22 protein-coding genes are annotated in these 24,572 nt (G+C 52.1%); 7 read left to right on the top strand and 15 right to left on the bottom strand.

From position 1 onward, the window contains the following. On the bottom strand, positions 1 to 1,390 hold a 1,390-nt coding region (gene cimA / locus H6F80_RS19480; protein ID WP_518523613.1), incomplete at its 3' end, for a citramalate synthase. A 136-nt stretch (positions 1,391 to 1,526) separates the two neighbouring features. Between cimA and H6F80_RS19475 the strand changes: the two genes are divergently transcribed. From H6F80_RS19475 to thiO, 4 genes are all read left to right on the top strand, one after another. Then, positions 1,527 to 1,784: a 2Fe-2S iron-sulfur cluster-binding protein gene (locus tag H6F80_RS19475; RefSeq protein WP_518523614.1), complete on the top strand. Its 258-nt coding sequence runs from the start codon at positions 1,527 to 1,529 to the stop codon at positions 1,782 to 1,784. Positions 1,785 to 1,846: 62 nt separating this feature from the next. Next, positions 1,847 to 2,428 carry a hypothetical protein gene (locus H6F80_RS19470; RefSeq protein WP_206755095.1) on the top strand — a complete coding sequence of 194 codons (582 nt, stop codon included), beginning with the start codon at positions 1,847 to 1,849 and terminating at the stop codon, positions 2,426 to 2,428. 39 nt (positions 2,429 to 2,467) lie between these two features. Next, positions 2,468 to 2,980 (top strand): PEP-CTERM sorting domain-containing protein, encoded by a 513-nt coding sequence (locus H6F80_RS19465; protein WP_190793178.1) that lies wholly within the window; start codon positions 2,468 to 2,470, stop codon positions 2,978 to 2,980. A gap of 34 nt (positions 2,981 to 3,014) precedes the next feature. Next, positions 3,015 to 4,997 carry a glycine oxidase ThiO gene (gene thiO / locus H6F80_RS30875; protein WP_190793177.1) on the top strand — a complete coding sequence of 661 codons (1,983 nt, stop codon included), beginning with the start codon at positions 3,015 to 3,017 and terminating at the stop codon, positions 4,995 to 4,997. A 146-nt stretch (positions 4,998 to 5,143) separates the two neighbouring features. On the opposite strand, the gene H6F80_RS19455 is transcribed toward thiO, so the two are convergent. The 8 genes from H6F80_RS19455 to H6F80_RS19420 all read right to left on the bottom strand — a co-directional run bounded on the left by H6F80_RS19455 (position 5,144) and on the right by H6F80_RS19420 (position 14,978). Next, the gene (locus H6F80_RS19455; RefSeq protein WP_277879219.1) at positions 5,144 to 5,923 is read right to left on the bottom strand and encodes an amino acid ABC transporter ATP-binding protein; all 780 of its coding nucleotides are present in this window, start codon (positions 5,921 to 5,923) and stop codon (positions 5,144 to 5,146) included. Between the two features lie 83 nt (positions 5,924 to 6,006). Further along, on the bottom strand, positions 6,007 to 7,218 hold the full coding sequence (locus H6F80_RS19450; RefSeq protein WP_190793176.1) for an amino acid ABC transporter permease: 1,212 nt from the start codon (positions 7,216 to 7,218) through the stop codon (positions 6,007 to 6,009). A gap of 54 nt (positions 7,219 to 7,272) precedes the next feature. After that, positions 7,273 to 8,445 carry an amino acid ABC transporter permease gene (locus tag H6F80_RS19445; RefSeq protein WP_190793175.1) on the bottom strand — a complete coding sequence of 391 codons (1,173 nt, stop codon included), beginning with the start codon at positions 8,443 to 8,445 and terminating at the stop codon, positions 7,273 to 7,275. 108 nt (positions 8,446 to 8,553) lie between these two features. Further along, positions 8,554 to 9,648 (bottom strand): amino acid ABC transporter substrate-binding protein, encoded by a 1,095-nt coding sequence (locus tag H6F80_RS19440; protein WP_190793174.1) that lies wholly within the window; start codon positions 9,646 to 9,648, stop codon positions 8,554 to 8,556. 327 nt (positions 9,649 to 9,975) lie between these two features. After that, entirely contained in the window at positions 9,976 to 10,206 is a 231-nt protein-coding gene (locus H6F80_RS19435; RefSeq protein ID WP_190793173.1) for a hypothetical protein, read from the bottom strand. Between the two features lie 392 nt (positions 10,207 to 10,598). Continuing rightward, a complete protein-coding gene (ftsH, locus tag H6F80_RS19430) occupies positions 10,599 to 12,503 on the bottom strand; it encodes an ATP-dependent zinc metalloprotease FtsH (protein WP_190793172.1) in 1,905 nt (634 codons plus the stop codon). Between the two features lie 384 nt (positions 12,504 to 12,887). Beyond that, positions 12,888 to 13,799: a HEAT repeat domain-containing protein gene (locus H6F80_RS19425; RefSeq protein ID WP_190793171.1), complete on the bottom strand. Its 912-nt coding sequence runs from the start codon at positions 13,797 to 13,799 to the stop codon at positions 12,888 to 12,890. Between the two features lie 483 nt (positions 13,800 to 14,282). Further along, positions 14,283 to 14,978, bottom strand: coding sequence for a 2,3-bisphosphoglycerate-dependent phosphoglycerate mutase (locus H6F80_RS19420; protein ID WP_190793170.1), 696 nt, complete (start codon positions 14,976 to 14,978; stop codon positions 14,283 to 14,285). A 102-nt stretch (positions 14,979 to 15,080) separates the two neighbouring features. On the opposite strand from H6F80_RS19420, the gene H6F80_RS19415 reads away from it, so the two are divergent. Continuing rightward, positions 15,081 to 15,461, top strand: coding sequence for a hypothetical protein (locus tag H6F80_RS19415; RefSeq protein WP_190793169.1), 381 nt, complete (start codon positions 15,081 to 15,083; stop codon positions 15,459 to 15,461). 89 nt (positions 15,462 to 15,550) lie between these two features. Next, entirely contained in the window at positions 15,551 to 16,891 is a 1,341-nt protein-coding gene (locus H6F80_RS19410) for a serine/threonine protein kinase (RefSeq protein WP_190793168.1), read from the top strand. Between the two features lie 11 nt (positions 16,892 to 16,902). Here the strand turns inward: H6F80_RS19410 and H6F80_RS19405 are convergent, their stop codons facing one another. Beyond that, the gene (locus H6F80_RS19405; protein WP_190793167.1) at positions 16,903 to 18,006 is read right to left on the bottom strand and encodes a class I SAM-dependent methyltransferase; all 1,104 of its coding nucleotides are present in this window, start codon (positions 18,004 to 18,006) and stop codon (positions 16,903 to 16,905) included. A gap of 344 nt (positions 18,007 to 18,350) precedes the next feature. On the opposite strand from H6F80_RS19405, the gene H6F80_RS19400 reads away from it, so the two are divergent. Beyond that, on the top strand, positions 18,351 to 19,916 hold the full coding sequence (locus tag H6F80_RS19400) for a DASH family cryptochrome (RefSeq protein ID WP_190793166.1): 1,566 nt from the start codon (positions 18,351 to 18,353) through the stop codon (positions 19,914 to 19,916). 40 nt (positions 19,917 to 19,956) lie between these two features. Here H6F80_RS19400 and H6F80_RS19395 read toward each other — a convergent pair whose 3' ends face one another. The 5 genes from H6F80_RS19395 to minC form a co-directional block, all read right to left on the bottom strand. Further along, positions 19,957 to 20,853, bottom strand: a complete 897-nt coding sequence (locus tag H6F80_RS19395; protein WP_190793165.1) for a COG3650 family protein — start codon at positions 20,851 to 20,853, stop codon at positions 19,957 to 19,959. 272 nt (positions 20,854 to 21,125) lie between these two features. Continuing rightward, a complete protein-coding gene (locus H6F80_RS19390) occupies positions 21,126 to 22,118 on the bottom strand; it encodes a type IV pilin-like G/H family protein (protein ID WP_190793164.1) in 993 nt (330 codons plus the stop codon). Between the two features lie 20 nt (positions 22,119 to 22,138). Beyond that, complete coding sequence (gene minE / locus H6F80_RS19385) at positions 22,139 to 22,579, bottom strand: cell division topological specificity factor MinE (RefSeq protein ID WP_190793163.1); 441 nt, start codon at positions 22,577 to 22,579, stop codon at positions 22,139 to 22,141. Between the two features lie 99 nt (positions 22,580 to 22,678). Then, positions 22,679 to 23,485: a septum site-determining protein MinD gene (minD, locus tag H6F80_RS19380; protein ID WP_190793162.1), complete on the bottom strand. Its 807-nt coding sequence runs from the start codon at positions 23,483 to 23,485 to the stop codon at positions 22,679 to 22,681. 309 nt (positions 23,486 to 23,794) lie between these two features. Continuing rightward, positions 23,795 to 24,572: septum site-determining protein MinC (gene minC / locus H6F80_RS19375; RefSeq protein WP_199296697.1), on the bottom strand; the 778-nt coding region annotated here is incomplete at its 5' end.

Raw genomic sequence — 24,572 nt, 5'->3', positions numbered from 1 at the left:
CGATCGATTGGCTGCGCCACTGTTCTGGATCGCGAAGCAAATTGCAATGAACGTTGAAATCTTTGATCGTGAAAAACTGCTGTCGTTGTCCGAGAGCTTCGCGCATCAAGAGTTCAAAACTGGCTTCGGCGGCTTCAAACTGATAGCCTTCGTTTTCTAAAGTCTTGAGATGCTGAAGGATCTGGCGACTTTGAGGATCGTGGCGATTGAGTTCAATCCCAAACGATCGTGCTTTTGCGAGTAGATTGCTCAAGCCTGCCTGATCGGAGATGACAATCCGCCGCTGATTGCCTACCTGCTCAGGTTGAATGTGTTCGTAGGTTAGCGGGTTTCGCTCAACTGCGCTAACGTGAATTCCACCTTTGTGGGCAAAGGCAGACAGCCCGACAAACGGCGCATGATCATCGGGAGCCAGATTCACCACTTCGCTAATCAGGCGGCTCGATTCGGTGAGCTGGGCAAGCTGAGCGGGCGGAATGCAGTCAAATCCAAGCTTCAGTTGCAGGTTAGGAATTAATGTACAAAGGTTGGCATTGCCGCAACGTTCGCCGTAGCCGTTCATTGTGCCCTGCACCATCCGCGCCCCTTCCTGAACTGCGACGATCGCATTTGCCACCGCCGTGCCGCTATCGTTGTGCGGGTGAATTCCAATCTGCGGCGGGGTTTGTTCTCCGCGAATATTTTGCACAAACTGTACCACTTCCCGAACGCTGGCAGAAATTTCGTGGGGCAGGGTTCCACCGTTCGTATCACAAAGCACGAGCCATTCTGCACCACCCTCGATCGCCGCCTGGAGAGTCTGAAGGGCGTAGTCGCGATTGTGCTTGTGTCCGTCGAACCAGTGTTCTGCGTCGTAGATCACCCGTCGTCCCTGAGTGCGGAAAAAGGCGATCGTTTCCCGAATCATTGCCAGGTTTTCGTCCAGGCTGGTTTGCAGTCCTTCCGTGACGTGCAGATCCCAGGATTTGCCGAATAGCGTGATCCAATCGGTGCCAGCCGCAAGAACCGTTTGCAGCATCGGGTCGGCTTCTGCGGACTTGCCAGGGCGACGGGTTGAGCAAAAGGCGACAACTTCTGCCTGGTTCAATGGCTCTTGCTGAAGCTGGGCGAAAAACTGAGCATCTTTTGGATTTGCACCGGGCCAGCCGCCTTCAATAAAAGGAATTCCCAGGCGATCGAGCTGACGGGCAATTCGCAGTTTGTCTTCCAGGGAGAGTGAAAGTCCTTCGCGCTGGGCGCCGTCTCGGAGGGTGGTGTCGTAAATGTGGAGGGGGGGCATGAGGGGTAGACGGTGGATGGGTGAGAGTGAATGGGGGGCGAGGCGATCGAGAGAGAGGAGATCGAGAAGTAAATTAGGGTTCGATCGCGATGCTAGACCAGGCAGGGTCAAGAAGGGTATGAAGAAACGTAAACTATGAACAAGCTTGATGTAGAACTTTTAGACCTGGAGGATTGGAATGCCCAGAATGACGGCGCAGAGAAAGACGTTTGAGTGCGATCGGGGGACGAATTTACGTTAAGTTCTCCTGAAAAATGGGGTTGCGCTGCATAATGGTCAGTCTAAGATCATCAACTGCAAAGGCATTGGAACCTGTGGAACCTGTGCGGTTCAGGTGGAAGGCGAAGTGTCTGCGCCTCAGTGGAAGGAAACTGCGCGTCGCTCATTGCCGCCCCATTCCTTAGAACAAGATCGGCGGCTTGCCTGTCAAACCTGCGTTTTAGGAGATGTGAAGGTGACAAAGTTTGATGGATTTTGGGGACAGGGAAATCAAGTGGTCTGGTAACCTTCAGGTCGAAAAATTTGAGCTTCTGCCTAAAATTAGCAGTGCAACATGGGGAAAGCGATGTGGATATTCTTTTAGGATTGTTGTTGCTGAGCGGCTTGTTTGCCCTATTTCAGTTGCTCCTGCCGGGAAAACAAGGAAGGGGAATTGGCATTGCCCAGTGGATAACCTGGATTGCTCTGGCAACGATACTGGTTGCTTTCTTTGGCTCAGGACGCGCCGGAGAAACATTTAATCGATTTACAGGCAATTTTTTCGATCGAACGCCACCCGCCTCTAGCCCAACCGTTAGCCCTATCGTTCAGCCTACGCCGATCGACTCCCAACCGCTGCCCTCGCCAACCGTAACGCTTACCCCTCTGCCTCCGCCTCCTAATCTAGACAGTCCGTCTTCTGGTGAGGCACGCCGAGGTTTAAACGAGATTCTCTCGATCGCGAATCCGCTGCTTGTGCAGCCTTCCCCCAGTCCGTTCCCCGCTCCAACTCCTGCTCCCACTCTGTTTCCTTCTCCCAGCCCGCTCCCCCCTCCGACCCCTTCTCCTTCTCTTTCTCCGAGTCCGCCGCGAACTGATAATCCCCCTCCCCCTCCGGTTTTTCCGTCTGCTTCCCCTCCTGCCCAACCCCCAATTAACGGGCTTTGGTAACGCAAATCTGATTGCCTGGGCGATGATAGGAATATCAGAATGGGAGTATCCACCGTGCCGGAACCGATTACCCTGCTGATTGCGCTGGTGGGAATTGTGCTGCTGGGCTTTGTTTTTAACACGATCGATGTTTTCAAGGATGTGGGTCGAACGATCGCGCTGGTGCTACTGGCGGTGCTGGTGGTGCTAATGAGCGATCGGCTAATTCCCTGGTTTCAACAGCAAGGGTTTTCCTTCGATCGATTGCCAGATCTGCGAAATTTTCGTTTGAATCCTTTTGCGGTGGGAGTTGTACAACCCGGATGGCAGGATCTTCCTTATCTTTTGTCGAATCAGCCGCCGCCCGTGCGACCTGCCCCCACCGTTCCGATCCCAACTCGTCCTCCCAGAACCAGCTCTGCGGCAAACTATCCGCAAACAGTAGAGCCCTACCAGAATGGAGGTGTTGCTCCCCCTCCGCCGATCGTGCCGCCTTACAGTACTCCTTCTCCCTCTAACCCTTCTACCACGCCTCCCCCGCTTGGCAGAAACCCGGTTACAGGACTGTGGTAGGTTAAAAAACTCTGGAGATCCGTCCTTACTTGCAATGAATTCAACGTCTGATGTTTTGATTATTGGCGGCGGCGTGATTGGGCTGTCGATCGCGATCGAGCTAAAGCTGCGCGGAGCCTCTGTCACTGTTTTAAGCCGAGATTTTCAGGAAGCTGCCAGCCATGCTGCTGCTGGAATGCTGGCTCCCAGTGCCGAAGCAATTGCCGATGCGCCGATGCGTGAACTGTGTCTGCAAAGCCTCAGGCTCTACCCAGAATGGATCAGCAAACTCGAATCCCTGACCGATCGCTCCACAGGCTACTGGGCTTGCGGCATTCTTGCCCCCGTGACTGAAGCGGCTGATTCGCAAAACCCTCCAGTTCTGGATTCCCTGCCTGCTTACTGGCTCGATCGCCCTGCAATTCATCTGGTACAGCCTGAATTAAGCGAACAAGTGATCGGTGGCTGGTGGTATCCCGAAGAAGGACAGGTTGATAATCGTGCCCTGGCGCAAACGCTACGATCGGTGGCAGAAATGATCGGCGTTGAAATCCAGGAAGGCGTGACGGTCACAGAAATTGTGCAGCAGCAGGGGCAGGTCGTCAAGTTGCGATCGAATGGGGGCGATCGATCGGCGGGGCATTACATCCTGGCAACCGGAGCCTGGTCGCAGTCGATTATTCCAGTTCCGGTGCAGCCTTGTAAAGGACAAATGCTGGCGATTCGCGTGCCGTCAGAAATTTCACCCCTACCGCTTCAGCGGGTACTGTACGGCGAAAACGTTTATATTGTGCCGCGTCAAGATCGACGGATTGTGATCGGGGCAACCAGTGAGACGATCGGCTTCACGCCCGGCAACACCCCCGCAGGACTACAAACCCTTCTGAATGCTGCAATCCAGCTTTACCCGGCACTGAAAGACTTCCCGATTCAGGAATGCTGGTGGGGCTTCCGTCCTGCAACGCCTGATGAAATGCCTATTCTCGGTGATAGCCTCTGTGATAATCTCACCCTGGCAACGGGACACTTCCGCAACGGTATTTTGCTCACGCCTATTACCGCCCGGTTGATTGCCGATCGCGTCTGGAATGGCACGATCGACCCATTGCTCAACGAATTCTCCTGGCAACGTTTCCTCTGTCCCACCCAATCCCCATCCCCCCTCGCACCCGTCTCAACCCAACCTCCTATGCTGCAATTTTCGACCCCTCAGATCCCCGCTTCCCCAGCTCCTGCCCCTTTTGCCGATGAGCCTCTGATTATTGCCGGACGGGAGTTTCGATCGCGCCTGATGACTGGAACTGGAAAGTATCGAAATGTTGCCGAAATGCAGGGCAGCATCGTCTCTAGCGGCTGCGAAATTGTCACTGTGGCAGTTCGGCGTGTACAAAACAACGCCCCCGGACATGAGGGTTTGGCTGAGGCGATCGACTGGCAAAAAATCTGGATGCTGCCGAACACCGCAGGCTGTCAAACCGCAGAAGATGCGATTCGGGTGGCGCGGCTTGGACGCGAAATGGCAAAGCTGCTGGGTCAGGAAGACAATCACTTTGTCAAATTAGAAGTGATTCCCGACTCGAAATATCTTTTGCCTGACCCGATCGGTACACTCGAAGCCGCCGAACAGTTGGTCAAAGAAGGATTTGCCGTGCTGCCCTACATCAACGCCGACCCGCTTTTAGCAAAACGCCTGGAGGAAATTGGCTGTGCGACGGTGATGCCCCTGGGTTCCCCAATTGGCTCAGGACAAGGCATTCGCAACACGGCAAATATTCAGATCATTATCGAGAACGCCAAAATTCCCGTCGTCGTGGATGCCGGAATCGGTACGCCCAGCGAAGCCGCGCAGGCAATGGAAATGGGAGCTGATGCACTGCTGATCAATACGGCGATCGCCCAGGCTGAAAATCCGCCCCTGATGGCACAGGCAATGCGATTCGGCGCAGAAGCAGGACGGATGGCGTATCTGGCAGGACGAATTCCGGTCAAGGCTTTTGCCAGTGCGAGTTCGCCCCTAAGCGGCCGAATTACCGAGTAGGACTGATCTCTGTTTCAAAGTCCCCCACTAGTGGGGAATTTAGGGGGCAATGCAGGATCTTGAGGACTGGCTCAAATTCAAAGTCCTTCACGGGTGGGGAATTGAGGGAGCGATGCGGGATCTCGAAGACTGGCTCAAACCTTCTCTTAAAGAATCTGCGATAGAAACTTCTTCGTGCGATCCTCTTTAGGATTGTTAAAAAACTCGTTTGGCTCCGCTTCTTCCACTAATAGACCGCTATCCATTAGCACGACGCGATCGGCAACTTCACGGGCAAATCCGACTTCGTGAGTAACGCACACCATCGTCATGCCGCTTCTTGCCAGGGTTCGCATTACGTCTAGCACTTCGCGCACCATTTCCGGGTCGAGGGCAGAGGTGGGTTCGTCGAACAGCATGATTTTGGGCTGCATTGCCAGGGCACGGGCGATCGCCACCCGCTGCTGCTGACCGCCGGAAAGCTGACCTGGAAACTTTTGCGCCTGATTCAGGATGCCGACCCGTTCAAGAAGCTGCATTGCGACTTCTTCGGCTCTAGCTCTCGTCCAGCGGCGCACCCAGATCGGAGCCAGGGTGACATTTTGCAGCACAGTCAGGTGAGGAAACAGGTTGAACTGCTGAAACACCATGCCGACTTCGCGGCGAATTGCTTCGATATTTTTTAGGTCATGGCTGAGGTGAATGCCGTCGATCGTAATGCTGCCCTTTTGATAGGTTTCCAGCGCGTTAAACGTCCGAATAAACGTGGATTTCCCAGAGCCAGACGGACCCATGACCACCACCACTTCGCCTTTGCGGACGGTGAGGTCAACGCCGCGCAGCACATGAAAGTTGTTGTCGTACCACTTTTCGACCTGTTGAGCGACAATCATTGGTTCGGTTGAGGTTCCACCATTCAGGGTGGCTTCGGGCTGGAGTTGAGTCATCGGTTATTCTCCCTATCAGGCATTAAAAGATGAGATTTTTTTAGAGATGTTTGGAATTGTCATTTGGGATTATTGAATCTGCGTTAGTGCTCACTATTCAAGCTGGTTTCAAGCCGTCGAGCTGCCCAGGCCATGGTGTAACACACTGCCCAGTACAACACACCGATAAATAAATAAACTTCGGCATATCTGCCAATAAACAGGGGGTTTGCCAGAATCGATCGACTAATCCCCAGCAGGTCTGAAAGTCCCACGATCGCTACCAGGGTTGTATCTTGCAGCAGGCTGATAAACAGTCCCACGATTGCCGGAATCGAAATCTTGAGTGCCTGGGGCAACACGATCAGTCCCAGCGTCAGCGGTGTGTTTAGCCCCAGTGCGCTGGCTGCCTCAGATTGTCCTTTGGGAATTGCCTGGAGTCCACCCCGGATGGTTTCGGCTTGGTAGGCAGCCGCAAACAGCGTCAGACCCAGAATTGCTCGCAGTACCAGATCTGGCCGGCTTCCAGCAGGCAGAAACAGCGGAACCATCACCAGACCGATAAACAAAATCGAGATCAGGGGAATGCCGCGAATGACTTCAATATAAATTGTGCAAAGCCAACGAATCACGGGTAAAGAACTCTGCCGCCCCAATGCTAGCAGCAACCCAAACGGAAACGACAGGGCAATGCTCACGACTGACATAAACACTGTCAACATCCAGCCGCCCCAGGCAGTGGTCTGCACCAGGGGTAGCCCGAAGCCGCCGCGCATCAGCCAGAGCGCGATAAAGAACGAGAGAATCCATGCCAGGGGCAACCATTTAGCAATGCCCGGAACTCGTCTGCCGATTTGTTGACCTGCCCCGATCGTCCCCAGCACCAGGGCCTCGATCGCCAGCAAAATTAAGCGATAGGCAAACGGCGTCGGCAGCAGCAGCAGCACCAGGGCAAAAATACCAAACCCAATCAGTACGTTCCGCGACAGGAGCTTGGGCTGATTTCGGGCAACCACACCCCAGGTTAATCCGCCGAGTCCACCAATCATTGCCAGCATTAGAGCCAGCCGCCAGTACTGATTCGCCGGGAATCGTCCCACAAAGAAGAGCGGCAGGTTTGCGGGAATGACTTGCCACTTCGCCGTGGTCGTTGCCCACCAGATAAAGCCAAACAGCGTTCTGCCCAGAACAAAGACAATCGCGATCGTCAGCAGCGAGTTAAACCAGCTATTGAACAAATTTTTGCGAAGCCAGGCGATCGGTGTGGATGCGGGTTGCGCGGGGGCACTAGTCGGAGCAGTATGCAGAGTGGTCATAAGAGGCGCAGCTGAAATCGGAGAAATGGTTAAAAAGAAGGGCTAGAAACGTTTTTATCGTTCTGTAATTTGCACTAGGCGATTGAGCTGGTTCATAAACAGAGAAATCAGCAGATCGGCGATCAGGTAGGTCAGCATGATCAGCAAAACGACTTCCACTGCCCGTCCAGTTTGGTTTAGCGTGGTTTGCGCGGTGGCAAAAATATCGGGATAGCCGATCGCCAGTGCCAAACTAGAGTTCTTTGCCAGGTTAATGTACTGGCTGTTTAGCGAGGGAATAATCACGCGCAACGCCTGTGGAAACACGACCAGCCGCATCGCTAACCCAGAATGCAGCCCTAAGGCTCTTGCTGCTTCCCACTGCCCCTTAGAAACGGACTGAATCCCTGCCCGGACAATTTCTGCAATAAATGCCCCAGTATAAAAGGCAAGACCTGCTAGCATCGAGCCATACTCCAGCGACATTCGCAGTCCGCCTTGAGTATCGTTATTAGCCACCTGTGGAAACTGCCAGCCCAAGCCAAACAGGAAGATAACCAGTGCCGCCACAGCCATGCCGATAAGCATATAGCGCTGCGGTTTGCCGGATGCGCCCTGTTCTTCCATCACTTTAATACGCTGCCGCCAGACGATCGAAGCCGCGATCGCTAGCCCAATCAACGCAGTCAGCGATAGCCAGGCGATCGGTTGGTTGGCGGGCCACGGAATCACAATTCCTTTCTTGCTCACCAGCACCGATCCAGGCAGACGAGTAACGTTCGCACCCTGCGACATTCCAAAAAAGACGGCGAAGTACCAGAAAAAGAGCTGAAGCAGCAGCGGCGTGTTGCGAACGATTTCGACGTAGAACTGACTAATTTTTTTGACCAGCCAGTTATTAGAAAAGCTGGCAACTCCGGCAAGAATGCCTAACACCGTTGCGGCAACAAACCCGACCAAGATCAGCCGCAGCGTATTAGTAAAGCCAACGACAAGTGCCCAGAAATAAGTGTCTGTAGGCTTATAGGAAAGAATTCCTTCACCGATATTGAAGCCAGACTGATTTCGCAGAAAGTTGAAGTCAAACTGTCGTCCAAGCTGCTGAAGGTTACGGCTCATATTGCCCATCAGGATCGCGCCGACCGTCACGACAGCCAGCAGCACGATCGCTTGAACTGCAATTCTGACAAAGCGATCATCACGCCAAATGGGAATTTTTTCAGAAGAAGGATCAGTCGAAGAAGTCATAGCGGGAAAGGTATCAAGGCGGCAGAATCACGGAGAGAATGAAAAGCGACCCGTTGAAGCGACAAAGACTCTCCAAGGTGGAAAGTCTTTATCACAGACAGATAGAGTCTAGCGGAATGGCGGCGAATACATCAGACCGCCCTTCGTCCAGAGGCGATTTTGACCGCGATCGATCTTGAGCTGAGAGTTTGTGCCTACATTGCGCTCAAACACCTCGCCGTAGTTGCCGACTGCCTGAACCGCTTTCACCATGAAGTCATTCGACAGACCCAACTGAGTTCCCAGCTCGCCCTGTGCACCCAAGAAGTTTTGGATATCAGGGTTTTGGTCTTGCACCTTTTGCTGCACATTTGCCTGCGTGATGCCAAACTCTTCTGCCTGGAACAGTCCGTAGACAACCCATTTCACGGTGTCAGACCAGCGCGAGTCGTTGTTAACGGTCACAGGAGCTAGCGGCTCTTTTGACAGCACATCCGGCAGCAGAACGTGATCATCGGGCGTCGGGAAGGCACTCCGTTTTGCTGCAAGCTGCGATCTGTCAGTGGTCACCGCTTCACAGCGTCCTTCCTGATAAGCCGCGAAGTTGGCGTTGGAGTCCTGGAACTTCACTTCATTAATCGTGACCCCTGCTTCTCTTGCCCGTGAAGCAAGGTTTAGCTCAGTCGTCGTTCCGGTTTCAACGCAAACTGATTTACCGTTCAAATCCCTAAATGCTCGAATTCCGGAATCTTCTTTCACCATCAAGCCCTGACCGTCATAGAAAACAGTCGGCGCAAATTCCAGACCGTTTCCACCCGTCGAATCCCGGCTACTCGTCCAGGTCGTGTTTCGGGATAGCATATCGACTTCGCCGTTTTGCAGTGCCGGGAAACGAGCCGAAGAATCGAGGTTGCGATACTCTACCTTGGTCGGATCACCAAGAACGGCGGCTGCCACTGCTTTACAAATGTCAACATCCAGTCCAGAGTAGTTACCGCTGGAATCTACAAAGCTGAAGCCAGGAATTGTACCTTCTACGCCGCAAATAAGCGATCCACGAGACTTGATCGTATCGAGACGGCTGCCTGTATTCGCTGCCGGAGCAGCAGCTCCACCTCCTGCTCCAGTGTTCGTCGTCGCTGTGTTGCTTGCGCCCGATCCACAGGCACTCAGCGTTGCAACCGTCAGGGTTGCAGCCAGGAAAAGGGAACCCCACTTCCTCATATTTATTTCACCCACTTTATTCATTAGAGAATCGAAAACAAGAACAGCTCTAACTATTCACTCTGACCCTAAACAGAAGCGAGATTCAACAAAAGCAGCACCAATAAGCCAGTACTGCCCGATTTACCTAAACCTTGCCAGAGGAATGAGAAGTCATTTATCCAGGGTTTCAGATCCAAATCAGAATGGGATCAATCTCGCCTGGATTCTTCTCACTTTTTTACATTCTCCTGGTTTGCGCTTCAGTTTTGTATCTTAGTGTACAGGTTGTCTATCGTAAGTTGGATTCTCCGATGTTCTATAGGTTCTAGCGAATTATTAAAGGAGTTAATAGACGTGAGAGAAAAACTGCGATTCCTGCGCCATGTCGCGAATCAGGGCAATTCGCAGATGAATATAGTTGCTCAGAATGTCTTGCTGTTGGCGATCGAGCAGCTGTTCAGACCACACCTGGCGCAGCAACCACTGCACTAAACTCAGATCGTCCAGGGCTAGAGGAATTGTCGATCGAATCTCATCTACGAAAGCCCAAAACTGACGCATCATCGTTGGACTCATGTCAACCTCTTAAGGTTTGCTTTAGATTTCACTAAGTTACCCTGATTTTTCCTGGTCCTCCCAGTTCCAGATACAAGAAGAAATAAGAGTTACAAAAGCTTCAAGGAGCGATCGATAAATTGACTCCGATCGGCGTTTTACGGGAAAAGAGTCTAACAAAAGAGGGATGACGCTGCTCTTGAAATAAGCAATTTCATCCCTAGTGTTCATAATTTTGCTGGTAGTGTTCCAAACTAGGCTGGCGGTTGCACAGCGATCCCAAAAGGGGATTTGAGGAGTGTTTATCTCCTACCTTGCCCCTAAATCCCCAGGGCTAGGGAATTTCGAGCATGAGCATGGATTGGACGCAGGTTCCCCAGAATGAGGCGGCTACAGGGCAGTTTGAGTTGCGATTAGCTTGTGGTTGCCGTAGTAAGCTGCTTTTCAGGAAGCTCAACGTACTGGGCAACTAGCTTACGGAACTGTTCCCCGTCGATCGTTTCTTGCTCTAGCAGCATATCCACAATGCGATCGAGCAATTCGCGATGGTCGCGCAGAATGCGGCAAGCTTCGGCATAACAGCGCGTTGCAATATCTCGCACCTGATGATCCACACGGGTTGCTACTTCATCGGAGTATTCCGATCGCGACATCAGATCGCGTCCCAGAAAGACTTCCTGATTGTGGCTTTCCAGAGCAAAGGGTCCCAGGTCAGACATTCCGTAGCGCGTTACCATTTCTCGCGCCAGATTTGCCACAACCTGAATGTCATTGCTTGCGCCCACCGTGATTTCAGCATCGCCAAAGACTTCCTGCTCAGCTGCCCGTCCTCCCAGAGCGATCGTAATGCGATCGAGCAGCCAGGAACGAGTGTATAAGCCGCTGTCAATCATTTCCTCGTTAAAGGTCTGCTGGGCAAAACCGCCGATGCCCCCCGATCGCGGAATGATCGTCACCTTGTTAAGCGGGTCAGAGTTCTTCAGCAAAGTCATCAGCAGTGCGTGTCCTGCCTCATGGTAGGCAATGAGCCGCTTCTTCTTGCTGTCAAGCAGGGGGGTCAGCGTCATTCCAGTGGTTACGCGATCGATCGCGTCGTCAACTTCCAGCAGTGTGATCGCATCCTTGCGTCGTCGTGCCGTCAGAATTGCCGCTTCGTTGAGCATATTTGCCAGCTCTGCCCCTGAAAATCCGGGCGTGCGGCGGGCGATCGTTTCCAGCGACACATCTGCGTCAAGCTTTTTGTTGCGGGCATGGACTTCCAGAATGCCTAAACGTCCTTTGTAGCTTGGCAGATCGACTGACACCTGGCGATCGAAACGACCGGGGCGCAGAAGCGCGGAGTCCAGGACATCGGGACGGTTCGTTGCCGCAATAATGATAATGCCCGCGTTGCCCTCGAAGCCGTCCATTTCGGTCAGCAACTGGTTCAGGGTTTGCTCGCGCTCGTCGTTACCGCCGCCAATCCCGGCTCCTCGCTGCCGTCCAACTGCGTCGATTTCATCAATGAAGATAATGCACGGCGCGTTCTCTTTCGCCTTCTTGAACAGGTCGCGCACCCGGGACGCCCCGACTCCCACAAACATCTCTACGAACTCCGAGCCAGAGATGCTGAAGAAGGGCACTCCTGCTTCTCCGGCGATCGCCTTTGCCAGCAGCGTTTTTCCGGTTCCGGGAGGACCAACGAGCAGCACCCCTTTCGGAATTTTTGCGCCGACAGCGGTGAAGCGTTCGGGTTTTTTGAGGAAGGTTACGACTTCCTGGAGTTCTTCTTTGGCTTCTTCGATGCCTGCTACGTCGTCAAACATAACGCCCGTTTTGGCTTCCATTTGAAACCGGGCTTTGGATTTGCCAAAGTTCATTGCCTGACCGGAGGCATTGCTGGTGCGCCGCAAAAACATCAATAACGCTGCAATGAGCACAAACGCTAAAAGCCCGTGCGTCACTAACCAGGCAATCGTCCGGCTGTCGGCAGAAGGCTGAACATCAAGCTCCACATTATTGCCGCGGGCTGCTTCCACCAGTTCAGGGTTTTCGCCTGTAAAGAGAGTCACTTCCTGGCTGGTGTTGCCCTGATAGGGCTCTTTAAGCTGCACCTCAGCCACATTTCGAGCAGGGTCAATTTGAATTCGGTTAACTTCTCCCGCTTCAACTTTTCGCAGCAGATCGCTATAGGTTAGGGCATCTTTTGCGGCTGGAGATTGAGCCAAACCCGGAGGACTGCCCAGCGTACTTTGCAGCACCAGCCAGATTGCGGTTGCCGCCCCGGTCATCCAGGAACCCTGCCGCATTTTTCGATCGCGCTTTGAGGATAAGACCATATTTGCCTGTTGCCCAGCCTGTCTCATAACCTGTTGCCCTTTGCTGTCTTGTATCGCTGAGGGAGCTGCCCTTTTTCTTTGCTTAGCACTAGTCTAGCTTGCCCCATCGTAACCTTTGTTTTGGTTGGTGGGGGAGTGGGGAATGGGGGGATGCGTAGGACGGTGGAAGGGAGAATGAAGGGATGGGCAGGAGGTTGGGGAAGGCAATGAAGCTTGAGGAGGGTATTGGTCTGCATGAACTTCTGCCCTTTTCTCTGCAAACCTTCCCCACTTTGTACTTGCTGCTATGCTCTGCCCGCTTGCGCTCCTGTGATTTCTTGACCCTTTATTCCTCCATCCCTTACTTTATTCCTCCACTCCTTACCCATTCACGCATCCACCCTTCTACTGCTGCACCTTCGTCAGAGCCATGACTGCCTGCAATCGCACATCGGGATCATTGTCCTGGGTTAACTGTTGCAGTTGTTCAATAATTTGTTCCGATTCGCTGCCGCCTTGGGCTGCAATTTCGCCTAGCTCGTACACTGCCGCAACTCGAACTGTGCCATCACCTGTAAGGAGGGCATGCATAAAGTGTTTGGTGCGATCGTTTTGTGAGGAGAGCTGGGCATTTGCGGTGGGACGGAGTTCTGCAATTTCTTCCAGAATGGATGGCTGGTGAACTCGGGTGGGTTCTGCGTTACTGTTAAGCACTTCGCTGATGGCAGGGTCAGTGGGAATCAGATCGGGAACTTCCACTTCGCCAAATGAGTTGGGATGCACAATACTCGTGACAGACAGAGAGGCGGCAAGGGTGAGATCCGTATCTGAGTCGAACACAACGTCTGAGTCGAACACAAATGGAGAATTGCTCGGTGAGGTTGATGATTCTGAAGATGCTTCGGAAGAAGAGGATGTTGATTCAACGGGTTCGGAAGCGGGCATTTCTGCTATGGGAGCAGGAATTTCGGGGGCGGTTTTTGGCTCGGAATTCAGGATTGGATTGTCTGAAACCGAGTCTGCAACGGAGAATTCCTGAATAGCAGGCTCGGCAACAGGCATTTCTGGAGCTTCAAGCTGAGTAGAAGCATCATTGACTAACGCTTCGATCGCCTGCTCAAATTCTGGAGCGACCTCTGAAGGTGGTGAGGCGATCGATAATTGATCTGAAGACTGATCTACAGATCGATCGAGGCGAGCAGGAGCCGAATTTTGAGCAGAATAGCGTGCGGACTGACGTTTTCTAGCCACTCGCCGAGCCGCAAAATATGCTTCTACTAAAAGATAAGATACTAAACTAATCCAAATGAATTGCATAGTTTGATTGCCTTTTACCTTGCTTTTACTACGCTTTAACCGTATTGCAGCAAATGCACCCTGGATGGCGCATCTCACTTACTGAAGAATTTTGGTATTGCGATCGAAAATTGCTGCGCTTGATACTGCTCTTTTAGGCGATCGAAGGTACAGCGAATGCCAGAAGGTAATGCCGAACGCGAAAGCGGGATAGCAGGGGAAATGACAAGGCGAGTTTGCGGCAAATGCCCCTGCTTCAAACGGATGAGGAACTTGAACACGATCGGCGCGTGACCTGCCTGGAGCTATTTTTCGATCTATTTATTGTGATTATTGTGGAAGAGTTTGCTCATGATTGAGCAGAGGATATTTCATAGGCAGGTGTTAGCAGATTTATCTTTTTCTGCATTTGTTTTTGCACTTACAGCGGGTTTAGATCGGCGCAACCTCTTGCAACGACCCCTTTGAAACCGAAGGATTGAAGCCAAGAGAATTGAAAATCGACTAATTCAAAATCACTTTTTGCAGCACTGTGCCGTCGGTATTCATGCGATAGACGATCGGGACACCCGTAGCCAGTTCGAGTAAAGGCACTTCCTCTGAGGTGAGCCGATCGAGATCCATGATGATCGATCGCAGCGAATTGCCGTGTGCCGCAACCAGCACATTATCGCCTGCCTTAAGCTGCGCCAAAATGCGATCGCGGAAGAAAGGCATTGCCCGGTGCATCGTATCTTCTAAGCTTTCGCCGCCCGGAGGACGCTCAGAAAACGATCGCCGCCAGATCTGAACTTGTGCCGCGCCAAATTTTTCGACCGTTTCCTGCTTGTCTAATCCCTGAAGTTTGCCGTAGTAGCGTTCGTCAAGCTGGGGTGTGGTGAAAATGGGCAATTCCTGTGCGGGTTCTCCGTCGTAGTGATCCCATCCGTGCCAGTTGGGGTCATCGTCACCATGTTTAAGGATGGGGGTTTTGCCGCCGCAGATTTCGCTGCACTCAGTTAGACACACTACTGCCGTCTCCATCGCCCGAAACAGCATACTCGTAAAGCAAACATCCACCCGGTAGTCTCTTAGCTTCTTAGAGGCGACCATCGCTTCTGCCCGTCCCCGCTCGCTTAGCGGCACATCGACCCATCCGGTAAATTTATTGGCAGCGTTCCACAAACTTTGTCCATGACGAATCAGAATCAGATCGGGCATTTCGATCGCCTCACACAATAAGCAATTTTTGCTAGCCGAATTTTTCTAATCCTTAAAGTGATAGATTAACAGGCATTTTGTATCGACCCTTAGGTATTACTTTTGAAGAAATTTAGAGAATATCTCAGCTTGAAGCAGGAATTCCGCAGTATTTCAACAAGGGTGCTGGTGATGCTCCTGGGAATTAGGCTGCTGTTTTGGCTGGCGATCGTACCCCCGGCAAACGCCGCCCCCTGTCGGATAATAGGCACTCAAACAGTCTGCATCAGCGAGATTAAGCGCAGCGCGAAATATCCCTGGGAATATCGGGTAACGCTGAGCCAGGATGGGGCGAAACAGCCCCAGGAGATTTTGAACTGTCGCGATGGGAAGCAGTTTTCCCCACAGGGTAATCGCCGGCCAGTCAATTCAGAGGCAGGTGCTGTGCTGTTTCAAACCAAGGAAACTGGAGAATGGATTTGTCAGCCGGTGAAGCGGAATTGACGCAAGAAATCCCTCAAAACCTTAACTTTTGTCGGAGGTTCACTCAATAGGAGTCGGTTACACTACTCGCGAAAGTGCTGGCAGCCTCTATGTTTCAGATCGGTCAACTTTTGGACGATCGCTATCAGCTCGTTGAGCCGCTCAAGATAGCTGGCGTGCGGCAAACCTGGCGATCGATCGACTTAACCTATCAGACGGCTTGCATCATCAAGCTGCTTGGATTTCACCCGACACTGCAATGGCAGGACTATGAGCAATTTGAGCGGGAAATCAGAATTCTTAAAACTCTGAAGAATAATTTCATTCCACGCTATTTGACCCATTTCTCGCTGGAACTGGAGGGAATGCACTGGTGTGTCCTAGTGCAGGAAGAAATTTCGGGTACATCGCTGCAAAGTTTGCTGGATCAGCATCACCGCTTTACCGAGGATGAAGTGCGGCAAATCGCGATCGACTTACTCCAAATTTTGATCGATCTGCAGGGGCAGTATCCACCTGTTTTGCATCGCGACATTCACCCTGGTCATGTGATGCTGACGCCCGATCGAACAGTTTATCTAATTGGCTTTGGGGCAGCGCAAATCGGGGCAGGGGCGATCGGCGATTTCACGGTAACCGGAACTTACGGCTATGTGCCGCTAGAGCAGTTTGGCGGACAGGCTGTGCCTGCTTCTGATTTGTATGCCGTTGGCGCAACGATACTGCATTTATTGACTGGAGTATGTCCGGCAGATTTGCCACAGCATCAGTTTAAGCTTCAGTTTCGATCGTTTGTTTTGATTGACGATCGATTTGCTGTCTGGTTAGAAAAAATGCTAGAGCCAGATATAAAACAGCGATTTCAAACCGCAAAGCAAGCGTTAACGGTTTTGTTAAAAGCTCAATTAAAAACTGAATTAGAAACTGAGCCAGACGATAAGGCGGTCGTGTTAAATGCTGATGATGGTGCTCGTTCACTTCAGATTCAAAAAAACGAATTCGAGCGCGTCACACTCAATCAACTTTCTGATCAGCTACAAGTCAATATCCGCAAGCGCGGCATTCATTTTGCAGATGCGCTTTGGCTGGGTGCGGGCGCTCTTACGGGCGGCGTATCGGTATTGATGCTGTTTTCCCCTGTTCATCCGGTTTTGAGTCTGTTGTGCTGGCTCGATAGTTTGCCCCTGCTGGGAATTGGCTTGATTTCTGCGCTGGGCGAAGCCTCGGTCACGCTGAGCGATCGATCGCTGTTCATTCAGTGGAAATGTTTGGGACTTCCCTATCGCAAGGTGAAACAATCTAGCCCGGCAGTGGCGATCGATTCGGCAACAACAGGAATTACGATTCAAACCGAGAATCAGCGGCACAATATCGGGCAATTTTCGCCGGAGTTAAGTCACGCAGAGGCGGAGTGGTTGGTGGGGGAAATTGGGCGGTGGATGAGTGGGTGAGTGAATAGCTGTTAGAGTTGGGCAGCTTGGAGGCAGGTTGAGAAGGGGGCAGTGGTTTTAAGGGCTTGGGGGTTGATGTGGGTCGGGGTGGCGGCGTAGCCCCAGGATTGCAGGGTTTGGATCAAGTGCGATCGATTGGGTAAATTTAATTTGCCGCGTCGTCCGATTTCGCGCAGGGTGTAAAAGTAGGGGGGCAGGGAAGATTCTGCTTGCATGGTTTCTAGAATGGCGACGCAGTCTGACCATTGCCGTTCCTGGGCGATCGCTTTCATTTCAGCTACATAATCTGCATCGTGTAAATCACTTAGCCACATTGCGCCACTGATGCTGAGGGGCGACCGGTCTTGCGGGCAGTGGATGCGCCCCAGTTTTTCCCAGGCGATCGTCTGGTAGTCGCCGCAGGTGTGGCAGTAGCCAAGGAAGCCGTAGCTGCGGGAGTTGAGCTGGATCGACGGCACAAGCCGCACCATAACGCGATAGCTCTCTCCGGCAAACAAAGAAAAGACGGGAACTACGCCAAATCCTTTTGCGGCAGCACTCTGCTGGACTGCGCCAATCAACAATCGAAGTCCCTGTTCGTGGGCGGCAGGATGGGAACGGGCATATGCGCCAAAGGCGGCAAGACTGCGATCGGGCGTTGAGCCACTCGCGCTTCTGCCATCGGTGCTGGTGAGGTAGAGCAATCCGCCCAGAGCGACTGCCCATAGACTCGTACTTAAATAAGGCGCAGGTGACCCAAACGCATCAACATCGACCAGATCATAAAAATCCTGCTGACGATAGCACTCAAAAAAGACCCGATTGGCATCCTGATTCGTGAGACGAACGCGATCGGCTGGAATTTGAGAGAGATTCTGCTGCAATACGCCACTCATTTCAGGATTGCTGTCGTTGATCCACAAATCATTCGCTCCACTTTCCCAGAAATAGCGAAGCGATCGAATACCGCTGCCTGCCATTGCGTCTAACACGCGCAGTCGTCCGGTTTGCTGACGGTAAACGGCTGCTGCCAGCACCCCCAGATCGCGCACCATTCGACTTTGAGGGCGGTAAAAGGCATTGCCGATGTAAAAGTGAGTGTTGCGTTCGGAGGCTGCTTTGGAAGGGACGGTCATCTTTATTTTTTAGATTTTTTGCAGGAGGGTTGCTCAGTGCAGTGTGAATCAACGTTGATTGAGCTTTTTCTTTATCGCCCTGCGTTAGTCGTGGCGATATCGAGTGACTGAGGCACAGGTTGAAGCACTGGCTTGCTCAATCAGCTTAATGACAATTTTCTCAGCACCGTCGTCCACGAACTGCGAACCCTGATGGCAAGCTCATGTAGAGGAAAGAGGAAGATATGGTTTGAGGAATCGCGATTGGATAGAGCGATCGTTGCCCAAGTAGCCATGCCACCGTCTTCTTTACAAAACTTAGAACTCGTTATCATAAAAGAGTAGATTTCCCAATCAAGCATTCTGTGACTCATTCCCCGATCGTCCTCTGGTATCGTAACGATCTGCGCCTGCACGATCATGAGCCGCTGCACCGTGCCCTGCAATCCGGTACGTCTGCCGTGATTCCGGTATATTGCTTCGACCCCCGGCAGTTTGGCGAAACGTCCTATGGTTTTCCGAAGACGGGCGCATTTCGTGCTCGATTTTTGCTGGAAAGTTTGGCGGATTTGAGAAATTCCCTGAGGGCGATCGGCTCCAATTTAATTATTCGGATGGGAAAGCCAGAAACGGTTCTGGCAGAAATCGCGCAGGCAACGGGAGCAACGGCAATTTATTTTTCAAAGGAAGTCACTTCAGAAGAAGTCGCCGTTGAGCGGGCAGTCGCCGCAGCCGTCCAACCTTTGAACGTAACGATGCAACCCTACTGGGGCGTGTCGCTGTATCACCCGGATGATTTGCCGTTTGAAATTTCCCGCGTCCCGGAGCTGTTCACCAATTTCCGTAAAGAAGTTGAGCGAGCAGCAACGGTAATTCCGCCCTTTCCCAAGCCCCAATCTCTACCCCCGCTCCCAACCCTTGAACCCGGAAACCTGCCCGAGTTGAGTGATTTAGGGCTGGAAAAACCTGCGTTAGACGATCGGGCAGTGTTGCCGTTTAAAGGAGGCGAATCTGAAGCTCTGGCGCGGCTGCATCACTACTTTTGGCTAAACGATCACCTGAAAGTCTATAAAGAAACGCGCAACGGCATGCTGGGCGCAGACTATTCCACTAAATTTTCGCCCTGGCTGGCAAATGGCTGTTTGTCGCCGCGCTATGTCTATAAACAGGTGCAGGACTACGAATCGCAGCGATTTAAAAACGAGTCAACCTACTGGCTCATCTTTGAATTACTCTGGCGTGACTATTTCCGCTTCATTTCTGCCAAACACGGGAATAAGATTTTCTTTGCCTCTGGGCTGCAAGGCATTAACATTCCCTGGAAAGAAGACTGGCAGCGGTTTGATCTCTGGCGGGAAGGCATGACCGGATACCCGCTAGTGGATGCGAATATGCGCGAACTGGCAGCGACCGGCTTTATCTCGAATCGCGGCAGGCAAAATGTGGCAAGCTTCCTCACCAAAAATCTGGGTATTCATTGGATGATGGGCGCGGAGTGGTTTGAGTCGCTGCTGATCGACTATGACGTAGCCAGCAATTGGGGCAACTGGAACTATACGGCAGGCGTGGGTAACGACGCCCGTGGATTTCGCTTTTTCAACATCACCAAGCAGGCAAAGGACTACGACCCCCAGGGTGAATACGTGAAACACTGGCTGCCCGAACTGGCAAACGTCCCCGCTAGCAAAGTCCACGAACCCTGGAAGCTTCTGCCCGTAGAGCAACAGCGATTTAATATGCGACTGGGCGTGGATTATCCCAATCCGATCGTCGATCTGTTCAAATCTGCCGAAGCAAATGAGCGAATTTATGATCAGGCGATGCGAAGCGGTTCCCCCGCTGGGGTAATGGACCAATCCACCGACCCGCGCAGGCAGGGTAACTCTCGCAACCGCTCAATGCAGCGTCCCCAACCCTCCCGGAGACGATGAACTTGCTGAAGGGTTGTAGTCAAGATTGTGCTAAAAACTGCTAAAGCTTGATCTTGATTCCGTCGGCAGGTGTCATTTTCTCGGTCAAAATTGCAGTTCCGTTTAAGGGAGCCTCTGAAGTGACCGGAGGGGCGATCGACGGATTCGAAGGATAGCTGCTGCCGTCAAACTGTAAACGGGCATAGTGAGGCGTTGCGCCGCCCCCCTCCACAAAAATCATTAGATCCTTCCAGCCTGCGGTTGTGTCCTGAGCAATCACCACCGGAGGATTCACCAGCGTCATGCGAGAAACCATCTCATAGCTCTGTCCGGCAGGTTCCAGAATCAGCATCGTGCAGCCACCCGAACCGCAGGTGTAAGACCCCATCAGATAAACCAGGGCTTCGGGTGCGCCGTCGTCGTTCAGATCCACGCGATTGTAGGTGTAGCGCATTGATTCCAGCAAAGATTTATCGCCGCTGCGGTCTACCATGATATTGACGATCGCCGCTTCCAGAGCTGCATCTGCTGCGGTCGCTGAGGAACGATACTCAATTTGTCCCAGTCGAATTCCGTCCGGTGTGGGTAAGGGAGAATCAGGGTAAACGGCAAGCCCATCCGGCTGAACCGAGCTATCTTCATCCGGTTGAGGCGTAGAAGGTCGGGCAGCAGGCTTCGGAGTGGCGGCAGGAGGAGTTAGGGGCTTGCTGGGCGTTGCCGGAACGGGCTTGGGAATCTCTGAGGAGGCGATCGGCGTGGGGCTGGAAAGCGGACTGGGGGACGGCTGAACCGGGGTTGGCTCTGTTGTTCTTGTCGTCGTCGAAACGGTTGCTTTACGAGAATCGCAGGCAGTCAGGCTAAGGGTTGCTGCCATCAGCGCAGTCGAAATTAGCAATGCAAAGCACTTTCCCCAACGGGGCGATCGAACAACTTGAAGCGGAAGGGCAGAACGTGACATAGCCGTTGTCTCAGCGGTATTTCTGGTTAGTGATTTAGACTGAGCACGAGGAAAAAGGTTTCTGCGGGAAATTGGGACAGTTTTGCTCAAGTTTGCTCTAGTTCACTCAACTTTGCTCTAGAGTGAAGCGTCTTGGGTTATCAGTGACGACTTGATGAGCTGCGATCGCGATTCTTTATTGCAATTTCTTAGGGTACTTCAATGGCGTACATTCAATAGCACGCATTCAGTGGCGCACATTCAATAGCACACAAAGATTGGGGTAGGCTGCATTAGTTTTCGGACGGGCAGATTACTTTGTCATCTTCAATGCGAATCTGAGCAGGCGTAATAGGAAGATCGGTGGTGCAAATGGTTGCATGAAGAGAAGCTGTTTTTAGAAAATCACTGGATTGAGCAACGGATTTTGCCTGCCGGGTGTAGACAATTCCGATAAAATTTTGAAGCCCTGGTTTTGTGGCAGTTGCAGTAATAATCGACCGATCCGGCTCGGTTGGAATGAGCTGATACTGATAGTGATTATTAGACTGAATTGGCAACTGAAGCTGATTTACAGAATCGGCAAATTTATGATTTTCTAGCCAGTAGGCCTGCTGGCTGCGGTTAATTGCTTCGATCGCGGTTTTAGCCTGCGATTGGGAGAGCGTATCAATTTGGTTTTCGTACGCGGTGATCAGAATTGAATAGCTGCCTGCAACAAAGCCGATCGCCAGATAAAAAGGACTGGCAAGACAAATGCCGACAATGCAAAGAATCTTTGCGGTTTCAGAAGCAGACTTCGCGCCCTCATAGTCCTGCTTTTGATACTGCAACTTAACTCGTCTGGAAAAAATCAGGGCAGCAATGCCGAGCGGTAAAAATGCTAGAAATGTGGTCAATAAAGCCAGAGCAAAATAGGGACGAGGACGGCTTTTGGTTGTGCCTGCTTCAGCAGAATCAATCTGGATTGAAGGAAGTTTGCTCGAAGGTTTTGGTGGCGCAAGCTGAACAGTTTTTGTCCAGGTCAGGGTGTGGGTATCGCTTTGTTTGCCATGAATCTCAAGCCGATCGATTGTCGAAATTTCCAGTTTTTCGATTCCCTTCTGAAGCGACTTCGCGATCGACTGTGGCGGAACCTCTGCCCCTTCCAGCAAAATTTTGAGGCAGCTTTCATGCCGTATCAGTTTCGCGGTGATGGAGTGGGGCTGAAGCGATCGGTTGATCAAAAGGGCGATTGCTTCTAGATTTCCTTGCCTTGCAAGCTCGAACAGCGTTGGCTGACCCATTGCCCGTGAAATGTTCCAATTTAATGTTCCAGTGATGGCAGATCTGCTCTGCGGGGTGGGTCAGTTGCAGTCGGCGGTGCGGTAGATTCGGTTGATTCTGAAGACGATTCTGCACTTTGTCCTGAAGCCTGCTCCCCCGATTCTAAACTGGGGGCAAAATTCTCAACCAGGGGAGTTTGTCCGACGGGTTCTGCTTTTTTGACGCGCTTGATCGGTAAGTTGGCAATCAAAACTGTGGTTCGCTGATCATTCTCTAGCGCAAAGTCTGACTCGCCTGGCTCGATTTCGACATAGCGTGAGACGACTTCTAAAATCTCCTCGCGCATCTTTTCCACCATTGCCGGAGACAAATCAACTCGATCGTGTGCCAGAACAAGCTGAAGCCGTTTACGGGCAGTATCACGGCTGCTGTTGGCAGTTGCGCTGCGCGAGAAAATGCGATCGAGGAATTGCTGAAGCATGGGACAGGTAGCGCGTAGCAGGTTAGGAAAAGGCAAAAAGACGATCGGTGACGGTCAAGGATAGCAATAAGAAGCGGCTGTGCAGCAGCATGAGCAATCCTATTTACGGGAGGGACGGAAGATCCGCAAAATGCGAGAGAGCAAATCCTCTTGCGGAACGGTCAAATCTAGGAACGGAACGGTTTCTCCTTCCAGTCGGCGCACGATGTTGGCATAGGCTGCTGCCGCCAGCGAAGGCGTTTCAGACAACACTAACGGTTCACCCCGGTTCGTTGAGACGATCACTCTCTCATCATCAGGAACCACACCAATCAGCGGAATTGCCAAAATTTCCTGCACATCTTTAACCGACATCATCATATCCTGCTCGACCATCGCAGGCCTAATTCGGTTAATAATTAGGTGCATTTTTTTAATATCGTTAGCTTCAAGCAAGCCCACCACGCGATCGGCATCTCGCACGGCAGCAACTTCAGGCGTGGTGACAATAATGGCTTCTTTTGCAGCGGCGATCGCATTCAGAAAGCCCATTTCAATGCCGGCAGGGCTATCGATCAGGATGTAGTGAAACACTTTGCTCAATGCACCAACCAGCTTTTTCATTTGCTCTGGCGTAACGGCTTCTTTGGTGCGATTTTGTGCCGCCGGCAGCAGGGCAAGATTGGGCTGACGCTTATCTTTGACCAGTGCCTGATCCAGGCGGCATTCGCCAGCAAGCACCTCGATCGCCGTATAGACAATTCGGTTTTCTAAACCCAACAGCAAATCCAGGTTTCGCAGCCCAAAGTCAGCATCAATTACGGCAACCTTGTGCCCCCGCTGAGCCAGAGCCATGCCCAGATTCGCAGTAGAAGTCGTCTTACCAACGCCTCCCTTGCCCGATGTCATTACAATGATTCGACTCATAGGATCTGAACGTACGTGAAACTGCTTTTGTTGGCGATTCGGTTAATATTACGCGATGTGTCAAGCGATCGTCTTGAGCCACGATCGGTCTAAAGCATCAAATACAGCGTTAAAGGTAAGATGTAACCCTGCAATTGACTCAGTAATTTGCTTTAATTTGCTTTTCACACGCAAAAGAATAGCGCAATTCAACCTGAATAAATCTAGCTTGAATATCTCATTCTAAATATTGTTTTGCCGAATCGAACAAAAAACTTACAACTCGCTGCAAACTTCCTGTATCGCGGTGCATTTTTTCAGGCAAAGCCACTAGGAAAACAGCAGATCTTTAGAGAAATCGGTTCGGCGAACAATTCGAATACTGCCGTTCATCACATAAGCTACTTCCGGCTGATATTGGCTGGGCGGCGTTTCGGGAGCACGAGCCATCAGGTCGCCAATCCGAATCTGAGTCGGTTCCATTCGCAGTGCCATGACCAGACAGCGCAAATTGCCCGATGCACCCGCCTGTACCACACCTCGCAGCGTTCCCCACACCAGCACATCTCCGTCTGCAATAATGCTGCTGCCCGGATTCACATCGCCCAGCACAATCACCGTGCCGGGATGCCGAATTTCAATCCCAGAGCGAACTGTTGTTTCCAGATAGAGCGGCTCTGCAAGTGCCTGTCCGCTTTCGTCGGACTGATTCAATCGGGGAATCGACGACTGTTGCTCAACGGAAAATCCGAGCGTGGCAGCGGCGACTGCCGTTTGTCTGCGGCTGGTATAAATGCGCTTTAGCTCCAGTTCTGCCTCACCGAGAACATCATTAATCGCCTGAATCTGACGCCCATCCAGCAATCGATCGCGAACAATGAGATGTACGGGCGTTCTCGGCTGCCAGAAGCGTTCTCCAGCGTTCAGGCGTTGCTTGAGCTGTTGCCAGATATCTGTCCACGCCGTCGCTGCACCAGGCGTTTCTAAATCAGGCGGCAAAAGCAGCAGCAGTCGCCCATTTTCACCTTTGAGGCGCACCTGAGGCACTTCTTTTGCATCCAGATTGGGGGCAGTGGGCTGGAGTTCTCCATCAGAGGCGATCGTTGAC

Origin of the sequence: Leptolyngbya sp. FACHB-711 (assembly GCF_014695615.1) — a bacterium.
In the GTDB taxonomy this organism is placed as follows: domain Bacteria; phylum Cyanobacteriota; class Cyanobacteriia; order Elainellales; family Elainellaceae; genus Leptolyngbya_A.
The sequence above is the reverse complement of the archived record's forward strand: the minus strand, read 5'-3'. Positions and strand labels throughout refer to the sequence as shown.

Coding starts and splice junctions, on each gene's coding strand:
- H6F80_RS19465 (WP_190793178.1), top strand. CDS start 2,468: ATGGGAGTATCCACCGTGCCGGAACCGATTACCCTGCTGATTGCGCTG.
- thiO (WP_190793177.1), top strand. CDS start 3,015: ATGAATTCAACGTCTGATGTTTTGATTATTGGCGGCGGCGTGATTGGG.
- H6F80_RS19455 (WP_277879219.1), bottom strand. CDS start 5,923: ATGACTCAACTCCAGCCCGAAGCCACCCTGAATGGTGGAACCTCAACC.
- H6F80_RS19450 (WP_190793176.1), bottom strand. CDS start 7,218: ATGACCACTCTGCATACTGCTCCGACTAGTGCCCCCGCGCAACCCGCA.
- H6F80_RS19445 (WP_190793175.1), bottom strand. CDS start 8,445: ATGACTTCTTCGACTGATCCTTCTTCTGAAAAAATTCCCATTTGGCGT.
- H6F80_RS19440 (WP_190793174.1), bottom strand. CDS start 9,648: ATGAGGAAGTGGGGTTCCCTTTTCCTGGCTGCAACCCTGACGGTTGCA.
- H6F80_RS19435 (WP_190793173.1), bottom strand. CDS start 10,206: ATGAGTCCAACGATGATGCGTCAGTTTTGGGCTTTCGTAGATGAGATT.
- ftsH (WP_190793172.1), bottom strand. CDS start 12,503: ATGGTCTTATCCTCAAAGCGCGATCGAAAAATGCGGCAGGGTTCCTGG.
- H6F80_RS19425 (WP_190793171.1), bottom strand. CDS start 13,799: ATGCAATTCATTTGGATTAGTTTAGTATCTTATCTTTTAGTAGAAGCA.
- H6F80_RS19420 (WP_190793170.1), bottom strand. CDS start 14,978: ATGCCCGATCTGATTCTGATTCGTCATGGACAAAGTTTGTGGAACGCT.
- H6F80_RS19410 (WP_190793168.1), top strand. CDS start 15,551: ATGTTTCAGATCGGTCAACTTTTGGACGATCGCTATCAGCTCGTTGAG.
- H6F80_RS19405 (WP_190793167.1), bottom strand. CDS start 18,006: ATGACCGTCCCTTCCAAAGCAGCCTCCGAACGCAACACTCACTTTTAC.
- H6F80_RS19395 (WP_190793165.1), bottom strand. CDS start 20,853: ATGTCACGTTCTGCCCTTCCGCTTCAAGTTGTTCGATCGCCCCGTTGG.
- H6F80_RS19390 (WP_190793164.1), bottom strand. CDS start 22,118: ATGGGTCAGCCAACGCTGTTCGAGCTTGCAAGGCAAGGAAATCTAGAA.
- minE (WP_190793163.1), bottom strand. CDS start 22,579: ATGCTTCAGCAATTCCTCGATCGCATTTTCTCGCGCAGCGCAACTGCC.
- minD (WP_190793162.1), bottom strand. CDS start 23,485: ATGAGTCGAATCATTGTAATGACATCGGGCAAGGGAGGCGTTGGTAAG.